This window comes from Streptosporangium oxazolinicum (assembly GCF_039537505.1).
In the GTDB taxonomy this organism is placed as follows: Bacteria; Actinomycetota; Actinomycetes; order Streptosporangiales; family Streptosporangiaceae; genus Streptosporangium; species Streptosporangium oxazolinicum.
The window spans coordinates 356,224-378,728 of record NZ_BAABAQ010000010.1; the positions used below are offsets into that span (position 1 = coordinate 356,224).

At 71.4% G+C, this 22,505-nt stretch carries 19 protein-coding genes; 8 read left to right on the forward strand and 11 right to left on the reverse strand.

Features of this window, described 5'->3' with window-relative positions; all coding sequences use genetic code 11:
- The first annotated feature begins 49 nt into the window (after positions 1-49).
- The 3 genes from recO to ABD817_RS26155 are packed head-to-tail and all read left to right on the forward strand — an operon-like array spanning position 50 to position 2,401.
- Positions 50-787, forward strand: coding sequence for a DNA repair protein RecO (gene recO, locus ABD817_RS26145; protein ID WP_344920786.1), 738 nt, complete (start codon positions 50-52; stop codon positions 785-787).
- Positions 784-1,593: an isoprenyl transferase gene (locus ABD817_RS26150; RefSeq protein ID WP_344920787.1), complete on the forward strand. Its 810-nt coding sequence runs from the start codon at positions 784-786 to the stop codon at positions 1,591-1,593. The genes recO and ABD817_RS26150 overlap by 4 nt, the downstream gene beginning before the upstream one ends.
- A gap of 43 nt (positions 1,594-1,636) precedes the next feature.
- Positions 1,637-2,401 (forward strand): crotonase/enoyl-CoA hydratase family protein, encoded by a 765-nt coding sequence (locus ABD817_RS26155; protein WP_344920788.1) that lies wholly within the window; start codon positions 1,637-1,639, stop codon positions 2,399-2,401.
- 24 nt (positions 2,402-2,425) lie between these two features.
- Here ABD817_RS26155 and ABD817_RS26160 read toward each other — a convergent pair whose 3' ends face one another.
- The 11 genes from ABD817_RS26160 to ABD817_RS26210 all read right to left on the reverse strand — a co-directional run bounded on the left by ABD817_RS26160 (position 2,426) and on the right by ABD817_RS26210 (position 14,281).
- Positions 2,426-2,920 carry a beta-class carbonic anhydrase gene (locus tag ABD817_RS26160; protein ID WP_344920790.1) on the reverse strand — a complete coding sequence of 165 codons (495 nt, stop codon included), beginning with the start codon at positions 2,918-2,920 and terminating at the stop codon, positions 2,426-2,428.
- An 84-nt stretch (positions 2,921-3,004) separates the two neighbouring features.
- Positions 3,005-3,553 carry a CGNR zinc finger domain-containing protein gene (locus ABD817_RS26165; RefSeq protein WP_344748104.1) on the reverse strand — a complete coding sequence of 183 codons (549 nt, stop codon included), beginning with the start codon at positions 3,551-3,553 and terminating at the stop codon, positions 3,005-3,007.
- A 212-nt stretch (positions 3,554-3,765) separates the two neighbouring features.
- Positions 3,766-4,173: a Fur family transcriptional regulator gene (locus ABD817_RS26170; RefSeq protein ID WP_344920792.1), complete on the reverse strand. Its 408-nt coding sequence runs from the start codon at positions 4,171-4,173 to the stop codon at positions 3,766-3,768.
- Entirely contained in the window at positions 4,170-5,003 is an 834-nt protein-coding gene (locus ABD817_RS26175; RefSeq protein ID WP_344920793.1) for a metal ABC transporter permease, read from the reverse strand. The genes ABD817_RS26170 and ABD817_RS26175 overlap by 4 nt, the downstream gene beginning before the upstream one ends.
- Positions 5,000-5,752 carry a metal ABC transporter ATP-binding protein gene (locus tag ABD817_RS26180; RefSeq protein WP_344920823.1) on the reverse strand — a complete coding sequence of 251 codons (753 nt, stop codon included), beginning with the start codon at positions 5,750-5,752 and terminating at the stop codon, positions 5,000-5,002. Before ABD817_RS26180 ends, ABD817_RS26175 begins: the two co-directional genes overlap by 4 nt.
- Before the next feature lie 36 nt (positions 5,753-5,788).
- A complete protein-coding gene (locus ABD817_RS26185; RefSeq protein ID WP_344920794.1) occupies positions 5,789-6,715 on the reverse strand; it encodes a metal ABC transporter substrate-binding protein in 927 nt (308 codons plus the stop codon).
- A 733-nt stretch (positions 6,716-7,448) separates the two neighbouring features.
- On the reverse strand, positions 7,449-8,282 hold the full coding sequence (gene fdhD / locus ABD817_RS26190) for a formate dehydrogenase accessory sulfurtransferase FdhD (protein WP_344920795.1): 834 nt from the start codon (positions 8,280-8,282) through the stop codon (positions 7,449-7,451).
- Positions 8,275-9,234, reverse strand: coding sequence for a 2Fe-2S iron-sulfur cluster-binding protein (locus ABD817_RS26195; protein ID WP_344920796.1), 960 nt, complete (start codon positions 9,232-9,234; stop codon positions 8,275-8,277). Before ABD817_RS26195 ends, fdhD begins: the two co-directional genes overlap by 8 nt.
- Complete coding sequence (locus tag ABD817_RS26200) at positions 9,231-11,303, reverse strand: NAD(P)H-dependent oxidoreductase subunit E (RefSeq protein WP_344920797.1); 2,073 nt, start codon at positions 11,301-11,303, stop codon at positions 9,231-9,233. The genes ABD817_RS26195 and ABD817_RS26200 overlap by 4 nt, the downstream gene beginning before the upstream one ends.
- 7 nt (positions 11,304-11,310) lie before the next feature.
- A complete protein-coding gene (locus ABD817_RS26205) occupies positions 11,311-13,245 on the reverse strand; it encodes a molybdopterin oxidoreductase family protein (protein ID WP_344920798.1) in 1,935 nt (644 codons plus the stop codon).
- A 46-nt stretch (positions 13,246-13,291) separates the two neighbouring features.
- Positions 13,292-14,281 (reverse strand): 2-dehydropantoate 2-reductase, encoded by a 990-nt coding sequence (locus ABD817_RS26210; RefSeq protein WP_344920799.1) that lies wholly within the window; start codon positions 14,279-14,281, stop codon positions 13,292-13,294.
- 72 nt (positions 14,282-14,353) lie between these two features.
- Here ABD817_RS26210 and ABD817_RS26215 point away from each other — a divergent pair, with 72 nt between their 5' ends.
- From ABD817_RS26215 to ABD817_RS26235, 5 genes are all read left to right on the forward strand, one after another.
- Positions 14,354-15,784: a molybdopterin molybdotransferase MoeA gene (locus ABD817_RS26215; protein ID WP_344920800.1), complete on the forward strand. Its 1,431-nt coding sequence runs from the start codon at positions 14,354-14,356 to the stop codon at positions 15,782-15,784.
- A 78-nt stretch (positions 15,785-15,862) separates the two neighbouring features.
- A complete protein-coding gene (locus ABD817_RS26220; protein WP_344920801.1) occupies positions 15,863-17,554 on the forward strand; it encodes a thiamine pyrophosphate-binding protein in 1,692 nt (563 codons plus the stop codon).
- A 10-nt stretch (positions 17,555-17,564) separates the two neighbouring features.
- Positions 17,565-18,788, forward strand: coding sequence for a formyl-CoA transferase (gene frc / locus ABD817_RS26225; protein WP_344920802.1), 1,224 nt, complete (start codon positions 17,565-17,567; stop codon positions 18,786-18,788).
- A complete protein-coding gene (locus tag ABD817_RS26230; protein ID WP_344920803.1) occupies positions 18,788-20,923 on the forward strand; it encodes an acetate--CoA ligase family protein in 2,136 nt (711 codons plus the stop codon). Before frc ends, ABD817_RS26230 begins: the two co-directional genes overlap by 1 nt.
- A 71-nt stretch (positions 20,924-20,994) precedes the next feature.
- On the forward strand, positions 20,995-22,497 hold the full coding sequence (locus tag ABD817_RS26235; protein WP_344920804.1) for an Nramp family divalent metal transporter: 1,503 nt from the start codon (positions 20,995-20,997) through the stop codon (positions 22,495-22,497).
- Positions 22,498-22,505 lie beyond the last annotated feature (8 nt).

Here is a 22,505-nt window from a genome sequence, read left to right on the forward strand (position 1 = left end):
GATCATGGTTCCACCTCTGCCAAGTGGACGGTCCCACTACACTGTGCGGGTGAGTCTGTACCGTGACGACGGCATCGTGCTGCGCACCCACAAGCTGGGCGAGGCCGACCGTATCGTCACCGTCCTGACCCGGCGGATGGGCAAGATCCGGGCCGTCGCCAAGGGGGTCCGGCGGACAACATCACGATTTGGCGGCCGACTCGAACCTTTTACTCATGTTGACCTTCAGTTCCACACCGGCCGCACGCTCGACATGATCACCCAGGCCGAGACCATCAGGCCGTACGGCGAGCCGCTCGCCTCCGACTACCCGCGCTACACGGCGGGCACCGCGATGCTGGAGACCGCCGACCGCCTGGTGATGGGGGAGAAGGAGCCGGCGCTGCGCCAGTTCCTGCTGCTCGTCGGCGGCCTGCGCACGCTCGGTTCGGGTGACCACGAGGCCAGGCTCGTCCTGGACGCCTACTTCCTGCGCTCCCTCGCCGTCGCCGGTTACGCCCCCGCCCTGGACGCCTGCGCCCGGTGCAAGGCCGTCTCGGTGCGGGCCTTCGCCATCGTGGCCGGTGGCGTGGTGTGCGGGGCCTGCCGTCCCGCGGGCGCGGCGGTGCCCGAGGGGGAGACCCTCTCCCTGATGACGGCGCTGCTCAAGGGCGACTGGCCCGTCGCGGACGCCTCCGCCGCCCGGCACCGCGCCGAGTGCAGCGGCCTGGTCGCGGCATACCTCCAATGGCATCTCGAACACGGCATACGCTCTCTTCGACACGTAGAAAGGGAGCTCGCCACGTGAACATCCGCCCGCCCGCCCCGCATCCCTCCGGCGCCACCCCGCCCCCGATCCCGCGCGACCTCGTGCCCCGGCACGTGGCGATCGTGATGGACGGCAACGGGCGGTGGGCCAAGCAGCGCGGCCTGCCCCGCACCGAGGGCCACAAGGCGGGCGAGGCGTCGCTCTTCGACGTGATCGAGGGCGCGATCGAGCTCGGCGTCCCCTACCTGTCGGCCTACGCCTTCTCCACGGAGAACTGGAAGCGCTCCCCCGACGAGGTCCGCTTCCTGATGGGTTTCAACCGCGACGTCATCCGCCGCCGCAGGGACCAGCTCCACGCGATGGGCGTGCGGGTCCGCTGGGCGGGCCGCCCCGGGCGGCTGTGGCGGAGCGTCATCCAGGAGCTGCGCGACGCCGAGGAGATGACCGAGGGCAACTCCACGCTGACCCTGCAGTTCTGCGTCAACTACGGCGGCCGCGCCGAGATCGTGGACGCCGCCCTGCGCCTGGCGCGGGACATCGCCGACGGGCGGGTCAAGCCGGGCCGGGTGAAGGAGGAGACCTTCGCCCGCTACCTGGACGAGCCGCAGATTCCCGACGTCGATCTGTTCGTACGGTCCTCGGGCGAGCAGCGCATCTCCAACTTCCTGATCTGGCAGACGGCGTACGCCGAGATGGTCTTCCTCAACCGCCTCTGGCCCGACTTCGACCGCCGTGATCTGTGGGAGGCCTGCGAGACGTACGCCAAGCGCGACAGGAGATACGGGGGAGCGGTGCCGAACGCGGTCCCGTCGGCCCGGGACGCCTCGGGCGGCGTCGCAGAATAATGTTATGTTCCGGGTGACGCCGACCCGCTGAGAGGTGCCCCGGATGACTGTCAGGATCGAACGCGACGGGCCCGTCACCACCGTCGTGCTCTCCAGGCCCGAGGTCCGCAACGCCGTCGACGGTTCCACGGCTCGGGCGCTCGCCGACGCCTTCCGCGACTTCGACGCCGACCCCGGCGCGGCGGTGGCCGTGCTGTGGGGCGAGGGGGGCACGTTCTGCGCGGGAGCCGACCTCAAGGCCGTCGCCGAGGGCCGCGCCAACCGGGTGGACGCCGAGGGGGACGGGCCGATGGGGCCCACCCGGATGCGGCTCGGCAAGCCCGTGATCGCGGCCGTCGCCGGGCACGCGGTCGCCGGGGGGCTGGAGCTGGCCCTCTGGTGCGACCTGCGGGTGGCCGAGGAGGACGCGGTGTTCGGGGTCTTCTGCCGCCGCTGGGGCGTCCCGCTGATCGACGGCGGCACCGTCCGGCTGCCGAGGCTGGTCGGGACGGGCCGGGCGATGGACATGATCCTCACCGGCCGTCCGGTGGCCGCCGCGGAGGCCCTCGGGATGGGGCTGGTCAACCGGGTGGTGCCGGCCGGCACCTCGCGCGCCGCCGCCGAGAACCTGGCCGCCACCCTCGCGCGCTTCCCCCAGGAGTGCATGCGCGGCGACCGCCTGTCGGTACTGGAGCAGGAGGGGCTGCCCGAGCGGGAGGCGATGGCGGGGGAGCTGCGCCACGGCCTGAACGCCCTGCCCGGCGCGGTGGCCGGCGCGTCCCGCTTCGCCGCGGGGGCCGGCCGCCACGGTGACTTCGGCGCCCTCTGACGCGCGGGCTCCTGTCGCGGGCCGTCAGGCTTTGACCTCGCGCAGGCGGCCGGTCTCCACCTCGTAGACGAAACCGCGCACCGAGTCGGTGTACGGGATGAAGGGGTCGGTCCTGATCCGCTGGAGAGACTGGACGACGTCCTCGTCGAGGTCGGTGAAGGCCTCGGCCGACCAGTCGGGCTTCACCCCGACCTCGTCCTGGATCTGCCGCTTGAAGTCGTCGTCGGTGAAGGTGAGCATGCCGCAGTCGGTGTGGTGGATGAGGATGATCTCCCTGGTGCCGAGCAGGCGCTGGCTGATGGCCAGGCTGCGGCGCTCGTCGGCGGTCACCACGCCGCCCGCGTTGCGGATGACGTGCGCGTCACCCTCCGAGAGCCCGAGCAGGCCGTAGGGGTTGAGGCGGGCGTCCATGCAGGCCAGCACGGCCACCCCGCGCGCGGGCGGCAGGGGCAGGTGGCCCCTGGTGAAGGTCTCCGCGTAACGCTCGGCGTTGGCGAGCAGCTCGTCGGTGACGCTCATGGCTTCTCCTCGGGGGTAGGCGACGTCACGTCTCAACCTATCCGCATTACCTACTTGGTCAATAGGTATTAGCGGAGAGTGACGTCAGGCCCGGCGCCGTGCGCGGTAGGCGGCGACGTGCATCCGGTTCCCGCAGGTGCGGCTGTCGCAGTAGACCCGTGAGCGGTTGCGTGACTCGTCCACGAAGACGTGGTCGCAGTCGGGCGCCGAGCAGGTGCGCAGGCGCTCCCACTCGCCCTCGACGAGCAGGTGGGCGAGGGCGACCCCGATGTCGGCCGCGAGGTGCTCGTGCAGCGAGGCGTCCGGCGCGAAGTAGTGGACGTGCAGGGGGTGGCCGTCGTGCTCCGCCAGGCGCGGGGTGATGCGGGTCCCGCTCAGCAGGGTGTTCAGCCGGATGACCGCGGTGGGCTGGTCCGGGGCGGTGAAGACCTTGTGGAAGGCCTCGCGCAGCGCGCGCACCTGGGTCAGGTCGGCGGCGTCCAGCTCACCGATCCCGCTGACCTCCCAGCGTGCCACGAAGTCGCCGAGTTTTCGCAGGTCGGTCAGGGTGTCCTCGCCTCCGGTGGAGGGGGAGGTGTTGACCAGGTCGACCGCGGTGGCGAGTGAGTGCACCATGTCATGTCCGAATGGCATGTTGACTCCTGTATGAGCGATTGCAACGTGGAGGCGCGTACGGCGGCTCGCCGTGTCGGAAGCGTATCTCTCCCGTGGCCCTCCGGCGCCCCCTCGCGTGCGCTCATCACCGTGGCGTGCCCCGGATCATAAGACTCATGTCCCGATACGTCAGGATGTGTCCGCTACGTCCGAACCGCTCTTCCGCACCCGCGCCTCACCGGGGCGTCCGCTCAGGCGCGGCTCGGGGTGCGGAGCGGCTTGGCGGCGGTGGAGCAGGAGGCGCAGGTCCCGAAGACCTCCACCGTATGAGTGATCTCGGTGAAGCCGTGCTCGGAGCCGATCGCCTCGGCCCAGCGTTCCACCGCGGGCCCGGCCACCTCCACCGTACGGCCGCACCTGCGGCAGACCAGGTGGTGGTGGTGATGGTCGCTGGCGCACGCCCGGTAGACCGACTCTCCGTCGTCGGTTCTCAGCACGTCGACGTGGCCGGTGTCGGCGAGCGCCTGGAGCGCCCGGTAGACGGTGGTCAGTCCGATCTTGGCGCCTTCCGCGCGCATCTCCGCGTAGACGTCCTGCGCGCTGCGGAAACCCTCGCTCTGGCGGAGGATCGCGTGGACGGCATCACGCCTGTTGCTCATGGGCTGGACTCCTGAGGTCGGCTTCGACGTACGAATCTACCGAGCCCGAGGGCGAGGACGAACCCCGTGAGAGCGACAATGACGATGATCGCGCCCGGCGGGACCTCGACGTAGAAGGAGGAGGTCAGGCCACCGACCGTGGAGATCATCCCAAACAGCATGGAAAGGAACATCGTGCTCACGAACCCCCGGGTGAGCTGCTGACTGGTCGCCACCGGCACCACCATCAACGCGCTCACCAGAAGCAATCCTACGACGCGCATGGCGATGACCACGGTCAGCGCGGCGGTAACGGCGATCAGCAGGCTGAGGAAGCGGACCGGCAGACCGCTGGCCTTGGCGACCTCCTCGTCCTGGCACAGCACGTAGAGCTCCCGCCCGAAGACGGTCACCACGCCGAGCACCGCCACCGCCAGCAGGCCGATCACCCACACGTCCTCGACGGCGACGCTGCTGATCGAGCCGAACAGGTAGGACATCAGCGTGGCGTTGCTGCCGCCGGGGGCCAGCGAGATGAGCAGCACGCCCCCGGCGATACCGCCGTAGAACAGCAGTGCGAGCGCCACGTCCCCGCTGGTCCTGCCGCGCTCGCGGACCAGCTCGATGGCGACGGCGCCCAGTATCGAGACCACCACGGCCGTCAGCACCGGGGCGGTCCCGGTCAGGAAGCCCAGGGCCACGCCGGTCAGCGCGACGTGCCCGATGCCGTCGCCCAGCAGGGCGAGGCGGCGCTGCACCATGAACGTGCCGATGGCGGGGGCGGCCAGGCCGACCAGGAGAGCGGCGATCAGCGCCCGCTGCATGAAGTCGAACCGCAGAAGCTCGATCACGAGGTCGGCCTCCAGTCGAGCGGGCTCACGGGCTCCTCCTCGCCGTGCGGGTGCACGTGGTCGTGGCCGGGCAGCGCGTGCGTGCCGACCGCCTGGGGCGGCGGGCCGTCGTGGCACACGTACCCGTCCCTGAGGACCACCGCGCGGGTGATCAGGGGCTCCAGCGGGCCCAGCTCGTGCGCGACCAGCAGGACCGTCTTGCCCTGCTCGACGAGTGCGGACAGCGTTTTCGCGAGGAGCAGCTGGCTCTCGGAGTCGACGCCCGCGGTGGGCTCGTCCATGACGAAGGTGTCGGGCTCTCCGGCGAGGGCGCGGGCGATCAGCACCCGCTGCTGCTGCCCGCCGGACAGCGCCTGCACCGGGTCGGAGGCGCGATGGGCCAGGCCGACGGCCGCCAGGGCCCTGCCGGTCGCCTCACGGTCGGCCGCGCCGGTCAGGCGCAGGCGTCGCTGCCTCGCGATCCGGCCGGAGGCGACGACCTCACGGATCGTGGTCGGCACGCCCCCGCCCACCGAGAGCCGCTGGGGGACGTAGCCGATCCGCCACCATTCGCGGAACCGGGCGGGAGGGCTGCCGTACAGGAGAGTCTCGCCGCCGGACAGGGGGACGAGGCCGAGCAGGGCGCGGATGAGGGTGGACTTCCCCGATCCGTTCGCGCCGAGCACCGCCACCGCCTCGCCGGGTTCGACGGAAAGATCGATGCCGCGAAGCACCGGACGGCGGTCCAGGTTGACCTGGCCGCCGTTCATGGTGAAAACCGTTTTGCTGGATGTCACGTGTGACCTTTACGAGCAGCTGAGCGCCGCCTGGAGTGTGGAGAGGTTCTGGCGCATGGCGGACAGGTAGTCGCCGTTCGACGGCCGGCTTTCCACCGGGTCGAGGACAGCGGTCTTCGCACCGACCTCCTGGGCGAGAATCTCGGCGACCTTCGGGCTGACGAGGGTTTCGGTGAAAATCGTAGTTACTTTCTCCTGCTTGGCCACTTTTGCCACTTCGGCGAGGCGGGCGGGAGAGGGCTCGGCGTCGGGATCGAGGCCGCTGATGCCGATCTGGTGCAGCTTGTAGCGGTCGGCGAGGTAACCGAACGCGGAGTGGCTCGTGACGATCGCGTCCGACGAGCAGGTGGCCAGGCCCTTGGCCAGTTCCCCGTCCAGGGCGGTGAGGTCGGCGGCGGTGGCGGCGGCGCGGTCCCGGTAGCCCCGCGCGTGCGCGGGGTCGGCGGCGGCCAGCCTCTCGCCGAGCTTGGTGGCGACCGTCGCGAAGCGGGCCGGGTCGAGCCAGAGGTGGGGGTCGTAGTCGACCTCCTCGTGCTCGTGTCCCTCCTCGCCGTGGTGTTCCTCCTCCGCGACCGCGGGAAGGGGGGTGACCGCGGTGGCCGCGTCGAAGGCCCGGTCGGCGGCGTGCTGCTCGACGGCCTCGTCCACCGCGGGCTGGACGCCCCTGATGTAGACGACGAGCCCCGTCGTCTCCAGCCCGCCCACCTGGAGCGGGGACAGCTCCAGGTCGTGCGGCTCGACGCCGGGCTTGGTCAGGCCGGTGACGGCCGCGTCGGGGCCGCCCACCCGCTCGGCGAGCCACTGCAGGGGATACATGGCCGCGGTGACGGTGGTCTTCCCGTCCGTGGAAGCGCTCGACGCCCCCCCGGGTGAGCCGCCGCTGGTCGAGCCGACTTCGGTACCGCAGGCGGTGGCGGCGAGAAGGGCGGCGGACACAGCCAGGCCGACATTACGTATACGGATACGTCGGGAGGACTCGGACATCATGTCGACTAGTATGCGCGTAAATGAAAACGGTTGTCAAAATCGAGCCTCGGGCGATGCCCCACCGAGGGCGTCACTCCACGCGTGGTGAGCCACCGTACGGCATCCGGGCCGGACGCGTCCGGCCCGGCGGGGAGAGGCGGAGGGAGGTCGTGACGCGCAGGCGGGGGACGCGCTGCCCGGCGGGCGGGGGCCGTGAGGGGGGTGTCCGTCGCGGGGTACGTCAGGCGCGTGAAGGGGAGGTCGTGACGCGTGGGCGGAGGTTGTCGTTTCGCGGGGAAGGCGGGTGCGGCCGGGAGACGGGGAGGCGTCAGGCGTGTGAAGGGGAGGTCGTGACGCGTGGGCGGAGGTTGTCGTTTCGCGGGGAAGGCGGGTGCGGCCGGGAGACGGGGAGGCGTCAGGCGTGTGAAGGGGAGGTCGTGACGCGCGGGCGGGGACGTGCCGCCCGGTATTCAGGGGAGGACGCGCGGGCGTCAGAGAGCCCGGCCGGCGAAGGGGGCGAGTATCGCGGGCCGGGCTCTCGTCGCCGGGCCTGGGAGCCGCCGCTCCCCGGCCTCGGCGGTCGGTGTGGGGCGAACGCGGCGGCTTCGGCCCGGTGGAGAGTGTCACGGGCCGCACCTCCCGGCTCCCGGTGGGCCGCGGCGCTGAGGGTGTGGGCGCCCGGCCTGGGAGGTGCGGCCCGAGCTCAGCCGGGGACCAGGTCGACGCGTCCTTCCCCGGTGTAGACGTTCATCGAGCTGCCCCTGACGAACCCGATGAGTGTCAGCCCCGTCTCGGCGGCCAGCTCCACGGCCAGCGAGGAGGGGGCCGAGACGGCGGCGAGGATCGGGATGCCGGCCATCACCGCCTTCTGGACCAGCTCGAAGGAGGCGCGTCCCGACACCATGAGCACGGTCGAGGCCAGCGGCAGGCGGCCGTCGCGCAGCGCCCAGCCCACCAGCTTGTCCACCGCGTTGTGCCGGCCCACGTCCTCGCGCACGCAGAGCGCGTCGCCGCCGAGCGTGAACAGGCCCGCCGCGTGCAGCCCGCCGGTCCGGTCGAACACCCGCTGGGCCGCGCGGAGCCGATCGGGCAGCGCCGCGATCACCTCGGCCGTCACCGGCGCGGGATCGCCGTCCACCCGCCATTTGGCGACCGTGCGGACCGCGTCGAGCGAGGCCTTGCCGCACACCCCGCACGAGGAGGTGGTGTAGAAGTTGCGCTCCAGCGAGGTCGCCGGCGGGGACGTGCCCGCCGCCAGCCTGACGTCGAGCACGTTGTAGGTGTTGGCGCCGTCGGCGGTGGCGCCCGCGCAGTAGCGGATCGCGGTGACCTCCTCGGGGGAGGTGACCACTCCCTCGCTCACCAGGAAACCCGCCGCCAGGTCGAAGTCGTCGCCCGGCGTGCGCATGGTGATCGTGAGCGGCCGCCCGTCGAGCCGGATCTCCAGCGGCTCCTCGGCCGCCAGCACGTCGACCCGGTGGGCGGCCGCGGCCTCCCGCAGCCGCAGGACCCGGCGTTTGACGGTGACCCTACCCATCGGCCGAAGCCGTCCGCGCGCCGGGGACGGCCCCTGGGGCGGAGCCGGAGACAGGGCTGGACACGGGGCCGGAGACCGGGATCGCGTCCTCCTGGGAGGCCACGTTCTGGACGTGCTGGAAGCCGAAACGGCCCTTGATACAGAGGTTGCCGTGGGTGACCGGGTTGTCGTGCGGCGAGCTCACCTTGACGATCCGGTTGTCCTGCACGTGCAGGGTCAGGTTGCAGCCGACCCCGCAGTAGCTGCAGATCGTCGTCGTCTCGGTCTGCCGGGACTCGTCCCAGCTGCCCGCGGCGCGCATGTCGAACTCGCTCTTGAACGACAGCGCCCCGGTGGGGCAGACCTCCACGCAGTTGCCGCAGTAGACGCAGGCCGAGTCGGTGAGCGGGGCGTCGTGCTCGGTCGAGATCATCGCGTCGAAGCCCCGCCCGGCGACCGAGATGGCGAAGCTGTTCTGCCACTGGTCGCCACAGGCGTCGACGCACTTGTAGCAGAGGATGCACTTGGAGTAGTCGCGCACGTAGAGGTCGTTGTCGACCTTCGCGGGCTGCGCGACCGTGGCGGCCTCCTCGCCGAAGCGGTCGGGCCGCGCGCCGTACTCCTCGATCCACTCGGCCGCGCGCGGCGTGGTGGACAGGTCGGCCGTCGAGGCGAGCAGCTCCAGGACGATCTTGCGGCTGTGCCGGGCGCGCTCGGTCGCGGTGCCGACGACCATGCCGGGCTCGGCCCTGCGTGAGCAGGCGGGGGCGAGGGTACGGGCGCCCTCGACCTCGACCACGCAGACCCGGCAGGCGTTCTTCGGGGTGAGGGTGTCGCCGTAGCAGAGGGTCGGGATGTCCTTGCCCGCCGCCGAGCAGGCGTCCAGCACGGTCGAGCCCTCCGGGACCCGGACCGGGTCGCCGTCGACGGTTATCTCGATCAGCCGCCGGGGCGGCTGCAGGGGAACACTCATGATGCCTCCGAGGGGGAGAAGACGCCCAGCCGGTCGATGGCCGATTCGACGGCGTTCCAGGCGGTCTGGCCGAGCCCGCAGATCGAGGCGTCGCGCATGGCCTGACCGACCTCCCGCAGCAGCGCGATGTCGCCGGCCGTGGGTCTGCGGCTCAGCCGGTGCAGGGCCTCCTCCTGCCGTACGGTGCCCACCCGGCAGGGCACGCACTGCCCGCACGACTCGTCGCGGAAGAACTCCGCGATGCGCAGGAGGATGTGGGCCAGGTCGACGCTGTCGTCGAGCACCAGGACCACACCCGAACCCAGGGTCGTGCCCGCCGCCCGGGTGCCCTCGAAGGTCAGCGGGACGTCGAGCTCGTCCGGGCGGACGAACCCGCCGGCCGCGCCGCCCAGCAGCACCGCCCGGAGCCTCCCGGTCGCGCCCCCGGACAGCGCGAGCAACTCGCGCAGGGTGGCGCCGAACGGCAGCTCGTAGACGCCCGGCCTGGCGACCGTGCCCGAGACGCAGAACAGCTTGGTGCCCGTCGAGCCCTCCGTGCCGGTCGCCGCGTAGGCGGCGGCCCCGCCGGTCAGGATGGGCAGCACGTTGACCAGCGTCTCGACGTTGTTGACCACGGTGGGCTTGCCGAACAGGCCCTTCTCCACGGGGAAGGGCGGCTTGCTGCGCGGCTCGCCGCGGAAGCCCTCGATCGAGTTGAAGATCGCGGTCTCCTCGCCGCAGATGTAGGCGCCCGCGCCGCGCCTGATCTCGATGTCGAAGGCGAAGCCCTGCCCCATGACGTCGGCCCCGAGCAGGCCGCGCGCGCGGGCGACGTCGATGGCGTGGGCCATCCGGCCGATCGCCCGGGGATACTCCCCGCGGATGTAGAGGTAGCCCTTGGGGCAGCCGGTGGCGTACGCGGCGATGGTCATCGCCTCCACCAGCGCGTACGGGTCACCCTCCATGACCACGCGGTCCTTGAAGGTGCCCGGCTCGCTCTCGTCGGCGTTGCAGACCAGGTAGTGGGGGTGGTCGAGCTGGCGGGCCGTGGCCTCCCACTTGCGCCCGGTGGGGAACGCCGCACCGCCCCGCCCGACGAGGCCGGATTCGAGCACCTCGCGGATGACTCCGGCGGGACCGATCCTGACGGCCTCGCGCAGCGCGGCGTAGCCGCCCTCGGCCCGGTAGTCGTCCAGGCTCGCCGGGTCGACGGCCCCCACCCGGCGCAGCAGCACGAGGGAGGGATCGCCCGCCTGCGGGACGGCGTGCTCGGCGGGAGGCTCCGCACGCTCGGCCAGGGCGGGGCCACCGGTGGCGTCCATGCCGATGAGGCCACCGAGCCTGCTGAGACCCTTCGTGCCACCCGAGCCCGTGCCACCCGGGCCCGTACCGCTGACGCCCTCCGCGGGGCGAGTGGTGCCCGCGTCGCCCGCACCGCTCACGCCGCCGATGTCGCCCGCGCCGCTCACGCCACCCGCGCCGTCGGCGTCGTGGGCCTGGCCCGTTCCGTTGGCCGCACCACTCGCGATGGCCGCACCGTTTCCGTTGGCGCCGCCGGTGGGAGCCGATGCCGGTTCGGCGGGGCCGTACACGGTCGCCCCGGGGAACTCGCCGGCCTGCAGAGCCAGCGCGGCGGGTGCCCGCTCGCACAGGCCGAGACAGGGGCTCGGCTGCCAGGACATGCCGGGCGGGCCGAGTCTCTCCTCGGTGCTCCGCCGCACCGCGTCGGCGCCGCGCGCCTGGCAGGCCAGGTCGGTGCAGACGTGCAGCACCCGCGCCGGTCGCGGCTTCGTCGAGAACAGCGAATAGAACGTCGCCACCCCGTACGCCTCGGCGGGGGGCACGGTCAGGCGGCGGCAGATGTAGTCGAGAGCGCCCTCGCTGATCCAGCCGATCCTGTCGTTGACCGCGTGCAGCGCGGGGAGCAGCAGGTCGCGCCGGTCGCGGGCCTCGTGCCCGCCGACGGCGACCCGCAGGTCGCCGTCGGAGCGGATGCCACCCTCCCAGCCCGTCGCGGGGGCGCCGAGGAACGCGTCGATCGCGGCGCGCTCCTCGGCCGAGGGTTCGGCGTCGCTGAACCGGAGATCCACGCCCCTTTCACCCGGCCTTCGCGGGCACGAGCTTGTCGACGCGCACGGCGGCGGCCTTGAACTCGGCGGTGCCCGCGATCGGGCAGGTGGCCTCGATGGTGAGGGCGTTGGTGTCGACCTCGTCGGGGAAGTGCATCGTCATGAAGACCAGGCCGGGACGGAGGGCCGGGTCGATGTAGACGGGGGCGACGACCGAGCCGCGCCGGGAGCTGATCCTCACCTCCTCGCCGGGACTCACCCCCAGCCGCGCGGCGTCCTCGGGGGAGAGCTCGATGTTCTCGCCCCTGCGCAGCGGCGAGGCGAACCCGGACGACTGCACGCCGGTGTTGTAGGAGTCGAGACGGCGGCCGGTGGTGAGCCGCAGGGGGTATTCGTCGTCGAGCAGGTCGACCGGCGGGGAGTGTCTGAGCACCGCGAACGGCGCGGCCCTGCCCCGCAGGGCCGGGTCGCTCTCCCAGAGCCGCCCGTGCAGGAAGGGCGGTTCGAGGGAGTCCTCCGACGGGCAGGGCCACTGGATGCCCTGGAGTTTGTCGAGCCGCTCGTAGGTCATGCCGGTGTGGGCGGGGGAGAGGGCGCGGAGCTCGTTCCAGACCTCCTCGGCGCCGGTGTAGTTCCAGTCGTGGCCCAGGCGGCGGGCGAGCTCACAGAGGATCCAGATGTCGTCGCGGGCCTCGCCCGGCGCCTGGAGCGCCTTGCGGACCCGCTGCACCCGCCGCTCGCTGTTGGTGAAGGTGCCCTCGCTCTCGCACCAGGCCGCGCCCGCCGGCAGCACCACGTCGGCCATCTGGGCGGTCTTGGTCAGGAAGATGTCCTGCACGACCAGGTGGTCGAGCATGCTGAGCCGCTTGATGCAGCTCAGCGAGTCGGCCTCGGACTGCACCGGGTTCTCCCCGATGAGGTAGCAGGTGGTGACCTCGCCCTCGGCCATCCCCTCCAGCATCTCGGTGAGGTTGAGGCCGTAGCGCGGCTGGATGGGGGTGTCCCACGCCTGCTCGAACTTGACGCGGATCTCCGGGTCGAGGATGTCCTGGAAGCCGGGCAGCCGGTTGGGGATGGCTCCCATGTCGCCGCCGCCCTGCACGTTGTTCTGGCCGCGCAGCGGGGACAGGCCCGACCCGTATCGCCCGACGTGGCCGGTGAGCAGCGACAGGTTGATGAGGGCGCGCACGTTGTCGGTGGCGTTGTGGTGCTCGGTGATGCCGAGCGTCCAGCACAGCTGGGCGCGGTCGGCCCTGGCGTAGGTGTGCGCGAGCTCCCGGATGGCGGCCGCGGGCACGCCGGTGACCTGCTCGGCCACCGGGAGCGTCCACTGCTCGACCGAGGCGGCGAACTCCTCGAAGCCCTCGGTGGCGCGCTCGATGAAGGAGGTGTTGTGCAGCCCCGAGTGGATGATCTCGCGGGCCACCGCGTGCGCGAGCGGGATGTCGGTGCCCACGTTGAGGCCCAGCCAGAGGTCGGCCCACTCGGCGGTGCCCGTGCGGCGGGGGTCGACCGCGAACATGCGGGCGCCCTTTCGTATCCCCTTGAGCACGTGGTGGAAGAAGATCGGGTGTGCGTTGCGCGCGGCCGACCCCCACATCACGATCACGTCGGCGTCCTCCACCTCCTGGTAGGAGGAGGTGCCGCCGCCGCTGCCGAAGGCCGCGGACAGGCCCGCCACGCTCGGGGCGTGGCAGGTGCGGTTGCAGGAGTCGACGTTGTTGGTGCCGATCACGACGCGGGTGAACTTCTGACCCACGTAGTTCATCTCGTTGGTGGAGCGGGCGCACGACAGCATCGCGAAGGCGTTCGGCCCGTGCGCCTCGACGTTGCGGCGGAAGCCCTCCGCGGCCCGCTGTAACGCCTCGTCCCAGGTGGCGCGGCGCAGCACGCCGTTCTCACGGACAAGGGGATGGGTGAGCCGGTCGTAGTGCTCGGCGCGGTCCCCGCGGTCCTTCTTCATACCCCATCCTTTCGACAGTCCTGTATACAGTCTACGGTATGTCGCATCAACTGGCGGCGGCAAGATTTTCCCGGACCCGCTCGTCCAGGAGGTCGGCGACGGCGTGGATCGCCCGCAGCGTGGGCACCTCGGCCCCGGTCAGGTCGGCGAGTTCCACGACGGCGGCGAGGAGCACGTCGAGCTCCAGGGGCTTGCCCTTCTCCAGGTCCTGGAGCGTGGAGGTCTTGTGCTCCCCGGCCCGCTCGGCGCCCGCGATCCGGCGCTCGATCGAGATGTCCGGCTCACAGCCCACCCGGCGGGCCACGTCGACGGTCTCGCGCATCATGGTGACGACGAGGTCGCGCGTCCCGCGGTGGCGGCAGATGCCCGCCATGGTCGCCCGGGTGAGCGCGCTGATCGGGTTGAAGGCGATGTTTCCCATGAGCTTGATCCAGATGTCGCGCCGCAGGTCGGTCTCGACGGGACACTTCAGCCCGCCCTGGACCATGGCGGCGCTGAAGTCGACACAGCGTGACGAGAGGGAGCCGTCGGGTTCGCCGATGGAGAAGCGGGTGCCCTCCAGGTGGCGGATCACGCCGGGCTCCTCGATCTCCGTCGCCGCGTAGACGACGCATCCGATGGCGCGCTCCAGCGGCAGCGCGGAGGTGACCGCCCCGCCGGGGTCGACGCTCTCGATCACATGGCCCTGGTAGGGGCCGGGCAGCCGGTGGAAATACCACCACGGGATGCCGTTCTGGGCCGCGATGAGGCCGGTGGTCTCGTGAAGCAGCGGCTGGATCATGGGGCCGGCCGCCGCGTAGGAGTTGGCCTTGAGGCCGAGGAAGACGTGGTCCACCGGGCCGATCTCGCGGGGGTCGTCGGTGGTGTGGGGGTGGGCGGTGAAGTCTCCGCGCGGGCTGAGCACGCGCACTCCCGATTTGCGCATCGCCGCGAGGTGCTCTCCGCGGGCGATCAGATGCACCTCGGCACCTGCCCTGCACAGGGCGGCGCCGACGTAGGCGCCGATGGCGCCGGCGCCAAGAACAGCGACTTTCACAAGAGGCTCCGTCCTCGCGTCCATAGTGCATTCGGTATACAGTATGGAAAAAATCCGGTCAAGGAGCCGCCGATGGCCGTCCCCAGATCCACCGTCCACGAAGCCCCGTCCCGAGATCCGGCCGTCGTGTCCCCGCCGGGCCCCTCACCCGGCCTCCCACCAGGACCCTCACCCGCGGGGGCCCCGCACCGCGGCGCACATGCCGACTCCCACGCGGAGGCGCTCCCGTGGGAGTCGGCCCGCCGGGTCGCGGCGTCCGCCGCGGGGCCGCTGCCACCCGTCGACCTCCCCCTCCACCTGGCGTACGGCTGCCGCCTGGCCGGGCCGCTGCGGGCCCTCGTCCCGGTGCCCGGCGCCGACGTGGCCGCGATGGACGGCTACGCGGTCGCGGGCGATCCGCCCTGGCGGATCACGGGTCTCGTGCTCGCCGGGGGCGCGGCCCACGGGGCCGCGCTCGCGCCCGGCACGGCGGTGGAGATCGCCACCGGCGCCCCGGTGCCCGAGGGCGCCGAGGCGGTGCTGCCCTACGAGGCGGCCGTACGGACCGGCGCGCCGCCGCCGGGAAGCGGGATGCCCGGCAGGTCGGCGCCACCGGGCCGGTTCACACCGCCGCTCGGCCGGTTCGCGCCGCCGGGCGAGCCGGTGGGTGAATGGGCGGGCGAGTGGGTGTCGGCCCCTCCCGGGGCGGTCGAGCCCGGCAGGCACATCCGCCGGCGCGGAGAGGACTGCCCGCTGGGGACCGTCGTGCTCACGGCCGGTTCGGCTGTGACGCCCGCGGTGCTCGGCCTCGCGGCCGGGCTCGGGCACGACGTGCTCCGCGTACGGCCGAAACCCCTGGTGTCCGTGCTGGTCACGGGCGACGAGGTGGTCACGCTGGGGCTCCCGGGCCCGGGGCGGGTGCGTGACGCGATCGGTCCCATGCTGCCGGGGCTCGTCGAGTGGGCGGGCGGCCGGGCCGAGGCGCCGTCGTGGCTGCCCGACGGGGCGCGGGCGCTGACCGCCGCGCTCGCGGGAGCCCCGGACGGCTCAACGGGCCAGGTGATCGTGGTCTGCGGCGCCTCGTCGAAGGGGCCCGCCGACCACCTGCGGGCGGTGCTCGCCGGGCTCGGGGCGGAGATCCTCGTCGACGGCGTCGCGGTGCGTCCTGGCCACCCGCAGCTCCTCGCCAGGCTTCCCGACGGGCGCCTGGTGGCCGGGCTGCCGGGCAATCCCTACGCCGCGCTGGTCGCCGCGCTGACGCTGCTCGCCCCGGCGGTCCGGGCGCTCGCGGGCGGGCCCGAGGCCCCGCGCGAGCGGTCCGCGCTCGCCGGTCACGTGCGGCCCCACCACGCCGACACCCGCATGGTCGCGGTGCGGCGCGACGGACGTGGCGCGGTGCCCGTCGGGCACGACCGGCCGGGGTCGCTGTGGGGGGCCGCGCTCGCCGAAGCGCTCGCGGTCGTCCCGCCCGGGTGGAGGGGCGAGCCGGTCGAGCTTGTCCCACTCCCCGCACAAAGGGTCTAGACATCGCCGGACCCCGGGGGTAACCATTGCCCTCATACGGTATGCAGTATGGAGAACACAATCGAGAGGACCACCAGAATGACCCAGCCAGCGGACACGGCGCCGGAAACCATCTCCGGAGGCCACCTGGTGGCGAAGGCGCTCAAGGCGGAGGGGATCGATGTGATCTTCACGCTCTGCGGCGGCCACATCATCGATATCTACGACGGTTGCGTCGACGAGGGCATCGAGGTCATCGACGTCCGCCACGAGCAGGTGGCGGCGCACGCGGCCGACGGTTACGCCCGGATCACCGGTAAGCCGGGTTGCGCGGTCGTGACGGCGGGGCCGGGCACCACCGACGCGGTGACCGGCGTGGCCAACGCCTTCAGGGCGGAGAGCCCCATGCTGCTCATCGGGGGGCAGGGGGCTCTGAGCCAGCACAAGATGGGCTCGTTGCAGGATCTGCCCCACGTCGACATGATGACCCCGATCACCAAGTTCGCGGCCACGGTCCCCTCGACCGAGCGGGTCGCCGACATCGTCTCGATGGCCTTCAGGGAGTGCTACCACGGCGCTCCCGGGCCGTCCTTCCTGGAGATCCCGCGCGACGTCCTCGACGCCAGCGTCCCGATCTCCAAGGCCCGGATCCCCGAGGCCGGCCGCTACCGCGCCTCCGTACGCCAGGCCGGAGACCCCGAGGCCGTCGAGCGCCTCGCCGACCTGCTGGCCCACGCCGAGAAGCCCTGCGTCCTGCTGGGCAGCCAGGTCTGGACCACCCGGGGCACCGACGACGCGATCAACTTCGTCCGCGCGCTCAACGTCCCCGCCTACATGAACGGCTCGGCCCGCGGCACGCTGCCCCCGGGCGACCCGCACCACTTCCAGCTCTCCCGGCGCTACGCCTTCACCAACGCCGACCTGATCATCATCGTCGGCACCCCGTTCGACTTCCGGATGGGCTACGGCAAGCGCCTGTCGCCCTCGGCGACGGTGGTCCAGATCGACCTCGACTACCGCACCGTCGGCAAGAACCGCGACGTCGACCTGGGCATCGTCGGTGACGCCGGGCTGATCCTGGCCGCGGCCACCCAGGCCGCCTCGGGCCGCGTCGAGAACGGCGCGACCCGGCGCAAGGAGTGGCTGGAGGAGCTGCGCGCGGTCGAGACCGCGGCCTACGAGAAGCGGCTGCCCCGCCAGCTGTCCGGCTCGCAGCCGATCGACCCCTACCGCCTGGTCCACGAGATCAACGAGTTCATCACCGAGGACACCATCTACATCGGCGACGGCGGCGACATCGTCACCTTCTCCGGCCAGGTCGTCCAGCCCAAGTCGCCCGGCCACTGGATGGACCCCGGGCCGCTCGGCACCCTCGGCGTCGGCGTCGCCTTCGCCATGGCGGCCAAGTACGCCGAACCCGACAAGGAGGTGCTCTGCCTCTTCGGAGACGGGGCGTTCAGCCTCACCGGCTGGGACTTCGAGACGATGGTCCGCTTCAACCTGCCGTTCATCGGCGTCATCGGCAACAACTCGTCGATGAACCAGATCCGCTACGGCCAGGCCGCCAAGTACGGCGAGAACCGCGGCCGGGTCGGCAACACCCTCGGCGATGTCAGATACGACGAGTTCGCCCGGATGCTGGGCGGTCACGGCGAGGAGGTCAGGGACCCCGCCGACATCCGGCCCGCGCTGGAGCGGGCCCGCGAGTCGGGCAAGCCCGCACTGATCAACGTGTGGGTCGATCCGGACGTCTACGCGCCCGGAACCATGAACCAGACCATGTACAAGTGAGGGGGACCCCATGAAGGCACTGGAAGGTGTCCGCGTCCTCGACATGACCCACGTGCAGTCGGGTCCGTCCTGTACGCAGCTCCTGGCCTGGCTCGGCGCCGACGTGATCAAGCTGGAGGCGCCCTCCGGCGACATCACCCGCAAGCAGCTGCGCGACGTCCCCGACGTCGACAGCCTCTACTTCACGATGCTCAACTGCAACAAGCGCAGCATCACCCTCAACATGAAGAGCGAGCGCGGCAAGCAGATCTTCACCGATCTGGTGCGCGACTCCGACATCCTGGTGGAGAACTTCGGGCCCGGCGCGGTCGACCGGATGGGGTTCTCCTGGGAGCGGCTCCAGGAGCTCAACTCGCGGCTGGTCTACGCCTCGATCAAGGGTTTCGGCCCCGGCCGCTACGCCAAGTTCAAGGCGTACGAGGTGATCGCCCAGGCGATGGGCGGCTCGATGAGCACCACCGGCTTCGAGGACGGCCCGCCGCTGGCCACCGGCGCCCAGATCGGCGACTCCGGCACCGGCATCCACGCCGTCGCCGGCATCCTGGCCGCCCTCTACCAGCGCGAGCAGACCGGGCGCGGCCAGCGCGTCCAGGTGGCCATGCAGCACGCGGTGCTCAACCTGTGCCGGGTCAAGCTCCGCGACCAGCAGCGGCTCGGCCACGGGCCCCTGTCGGAATACCCCAACAAGACCTTCGGCGACGAGGTGCCGCGCTCGGGCAACGCCTCGGGCGGCGGCCAGCCCGGCTGGGCCGTGCGGTGCGCCCCCGGCGGTCCCAACGACTACATCTACGTCATCGTCCAGCCGGTCGGCTGGGCGCCACTGGCCACGATCATCGGCCGCCCCGAGCTGGCCAACGACCCCGAGTGGGCCACCCCCGAGGCGCGCCTTCCCAACCTCGACAAGATGTTCCAGCTCATCGAGGAGTGGAGCGTCACCCGCGACAAGTGGGAGGTCCTCGACCTGCTCAACGCCGCCAACATCCCCTGCGGCCCGATCCTGTCCACCAAGGAGCTGCTGGAGGACGAGAGCCTGCGGCAGGAGGGCGCGCTGATCGAGGTCGACCACCCCCAGCGCGGCTCCTTCGTGACGGTCGGCAGCCCGCTGCACCTGTCCGACTCGCCGGTGGACGTCACCGCGCCGCCCCTGCTCGGCGAGCACAACACCGAGATCTACGCCGGCCTCGGCCTGTCCGTCGACGAGCTGGCCGACCTGAAGACGAACGGAGTCATCTGATGGCGCATGACCAGGCCGCCGTACGCGAGGTGCTGGAGGCGGCCCGCGCCGAGGGCCGCACCGCGCTGACCGCCCCCGAGGGCAGGAAGATCTGCCAGGCGTACGGCATCTCGACCCCCGGCGAGGGGGTGGCGACCTCGGCCGACGAGGCGGTGTCGCTCGCCGAGGAGATCGGCCTGCCCGTGGTGCTCAAGATCGTCTCTCCCGACATCCTGCACAAGACCGAGGCCGGCGGGGTGCTCGTCGGCCTGGCCGACCTCGACGCGGTGCGCGCCGGCTACGACCGGATCGTGGCCTCCGCGCGCTCGTACGACCCCGAGGCGTCGATCGACGGCGTCCAGGTCCAGGCCATGGTCGGCGCCGGGCACGAAGTGATCATCGGTGCGGTCACCGACCAGACCTTCGGCAAGGTCGTCGCCTTCGGGCTCGGCGGGGTGCTCGTCGAAGTCCTCAAGGACGTGACCTTCCGGCTGGCCCCCCTCTCGGGTGATGATGCACTCGGGATGCTGGACGACATCAGGGCGGCGGACGTGCTGCGCGGTGTCCGTGGTGCCGAGGCGGCCGACAGGGGGGCGCTCGCGAACATGATCGAGCGAGTCGGCGCCCTCGTCGGGGACTTCCCCGAGATCGCGGAAGTGGACCTGAACCCCGTCTTCGCCACCTCAGACGGAGCGACGGCCGCCGACGTGCGCATCCTGCTCGACGCCGACCCCGCCATCGCGCCCGCCCGGCTCTCGCGGGAGGAGATCCTCACCGGGATGAACCGGATCTTCAAGCCGCGTGCCGTCGCGGTGATCGGAGCCTCCGGCGAGACCGGCAAGATCGGCAACTCGGTGATGCGCAACCTGATCAACGGCGGCTACCGGGGTCACATCTACCCGATCAACCCGAAGGCTTCGGAGATCCTCGGGCTGCCCGCCTACCCGAGCATCGCCGACGTGCCGGGCGAGGTCGACGTGGCGGTCTTCGCCATCCCGGCCAAGTTCGTGCCCGCGGCGCTGGAGGACGCCGGGCGCAAGGGGGTGGCGGGAGCCATCATGATCCCGTCCGGGTTCGCCGAGACGGGTAACGTCGAGGGCCAGCAGGAGGTCGTCGAGATCGCCCGCAAGCACGGTGTGCGCGTGCTCGGCCCCAACATCTACGGCTACTACTACACGCCGGAAAACCTGTGCGCCACGTTCTGCACGCCGTACGACGTGAAGGGCGGGGTCGCGCTGACCTCGCAGAGCGGTGGCATCGGCATGGCCATCCTCGGCTTCAGCCGCACCACCGGGATGGGCGTCTCGGCGATCGTCGGGGTCGGCAACAAGGCCGACGTCGACGAGGACGACCTGCTCACCTTCTTCGAGCAGGACGACAACACCAACTGCGTGGCCATGCACCTGGAAGACCTCAAGGACGGGCGCGGGTTCGTCGAGGCCGCGCAGCGGATGGTCGCCAAGAAGCCGGTGATCGTGCTCAAGGCCGGGCGCACCGCGATGGGCGCGCGGGCCGCGGGCTCGCACACCGGGGCGCTCGCCGGCGACGACAAGGTCTACGACGACATCCTCCGCCAGGCGGGCGTCGTGCGGGCCCCGGGCCTCAACGACATGCTCGAGTACGCCAGGGCGCTGCCGCTGATGCCCGCCCCCAAGGGGGAGAACGTCGTCATCATCACCGGGGCGGGCGGCTCGGGAGTGCTGCTCTCCGACGCCTGCGTCGACAACGGACTGACCCTCATGGAGATCCCGCCGGATCTCGACGAGGCCTTCCGCGCCTACATCCCGCCCTTCGGGGCGGCGGGCAACCCCGTCGACATCACCGGTGGCGAACCGCCCAGCACCTACGAGAACACCATCAGGCTGGGCCTGGCCGACCCCCGCGTGCACGCGCTGGTGATCGGCTACTGGCACACGATCGTCACCCCGCCGATGGTCTTCGCCGAGCTGGTGGCGCGGGTCGTGGCCGAGGAGCGGGCCAAGGGCAACGACAAGCCCGTGGTCGCCTCACTCGCCGGTGACACCGAGGTCGAGCAGGCCTGTGACCATCTCTTCGCGAACGGAGTGATCGCCTACCCGTACACCACGGAGAGGCCCGTGGCCGTGCTCGGCGCCAAGTATCGCTGGGCGAGGGCCGCAGGGTTGCTGCGCGGCTGAGCCGCGCTTCATGAGCGAGGGGGCGAATCGGGGCACTCGCAGGATCAACCAACCCCCCAGGAGGTCCGCAGGTGGACACATCGAGAACACCGGCTGCAGCGGAGTCCGGCGAAGCCGCCGCCGCATCCGGCCAGGAAGAAAAAGTATGGCGGGCGGGCGGGCTGGAGCCGATGCCCATCCGCACCCTGCCCGACGCTCCCCCGTCGGTCCACATCCTCGGGCCGACCGTGTTCCTCGTCGCGCTCGGCGTGGGCATGGGCGAGTCGTACATGTGGCCCCGGCTGGTCCTGCTGTTCGGGCCGGAGATCCGGTGGCTGTTCCTCATCGGCGTCACCCTCCAGGCCGTGGTCATGCTGGAGATGGCCCGCTACGCCATGGCGACCGGAGAGAGCATCTTCTTCGGCGCGGCCCGGGTCTTCAAGCCGCTGATGTGGTTCTTCTTCACCGTCGCGATCCTCGTCTACATCTGGCCGGGTCATCTGTCCGCGGGGGCCGCCGCCTTCGAGCAGATCACCGGCATCCCATGGGTGATAACGGCCGTCACGGGCCTGATACTCGTCGGCGTCGTCTTCAGCCTGGCGAAGGTGATCTACAACCTGCTGGAGAACCTCCTGTCGATCCTGATCGGCGTCCTCGTCGTCGGCACCGCCGTGGTGGCGGCGATGGTCGGCACCTGGAACGACGTGACGAGCACCATCGGCGGGATGTTCGCCTTCGGGTACCTGCCGCAGGAGGCGCTCACCCCGACCTGGTTCCCGGTGATCGTGGGAGCGATCGCCTTCGCCGGCCCGTCCGGCATGCAGCAGATGTGGTACACCCTGCACCTGCGTGACTCGGGCGCCGGAATGGGCACCCACATCCCGACGGTCCGCGGCCTGCGGCACGCCGGGGAGGAAGAGGCCATGCCCTCGCGTGGCTTCATGTTCGACACCGACAACCCCGAGGAGATGCGGAAGTGGAAGGGGTGGCGGCGCTGGGTCACCTTCGACGCCTTCCTGCTCTTCTGGGGCGTCACGATGCTGGTCACCATCTCCTTCACCGTGATCGCCCAGGCGGCGACGAGGAACACCCCCAACGTCCGTACGGTGATCGAGTCCGGCGAGCGGGAGGCGGCGCTGTACGCGATGGCCGACTCCTTCGCCTCGGCGGGCAGCTCGGTGCTGGGGGTCGTCTTCCTCGGGTTCATCGCGCTGATCGGGCTCAACGCCACGCTGGGCCTGTTCGACTCCTTCTCCAGGGGCCAGGCGGACATGTCCTACCACTTCGTGCGCGGTGCGAAGAAGTTCGGCATGTCCAAGCTGTACGCGGGCTTCCTGTGGGGCGTCATCGTGTTCGGCATCCTGATCCTGCTGTTCGGCCCGGCCGACGGCCCGAGCGGGATCCTCGACACCCTGGCGTTCCTGTCCACGTTCGCCATGGGTGCCTACTGCGTGACGCTCCTGCTGGTGAACAATCGCATGTTGCCCAAACCGATCCGGCCGAAGATCTGGACCAACCTGATCATCGGCTTCGGCGCGGTGTTCTACCTGGGGATGTTGTTCTACAGCCTGTTCGCCTACGGCGTGGTCCTGTGAGCTGAGAC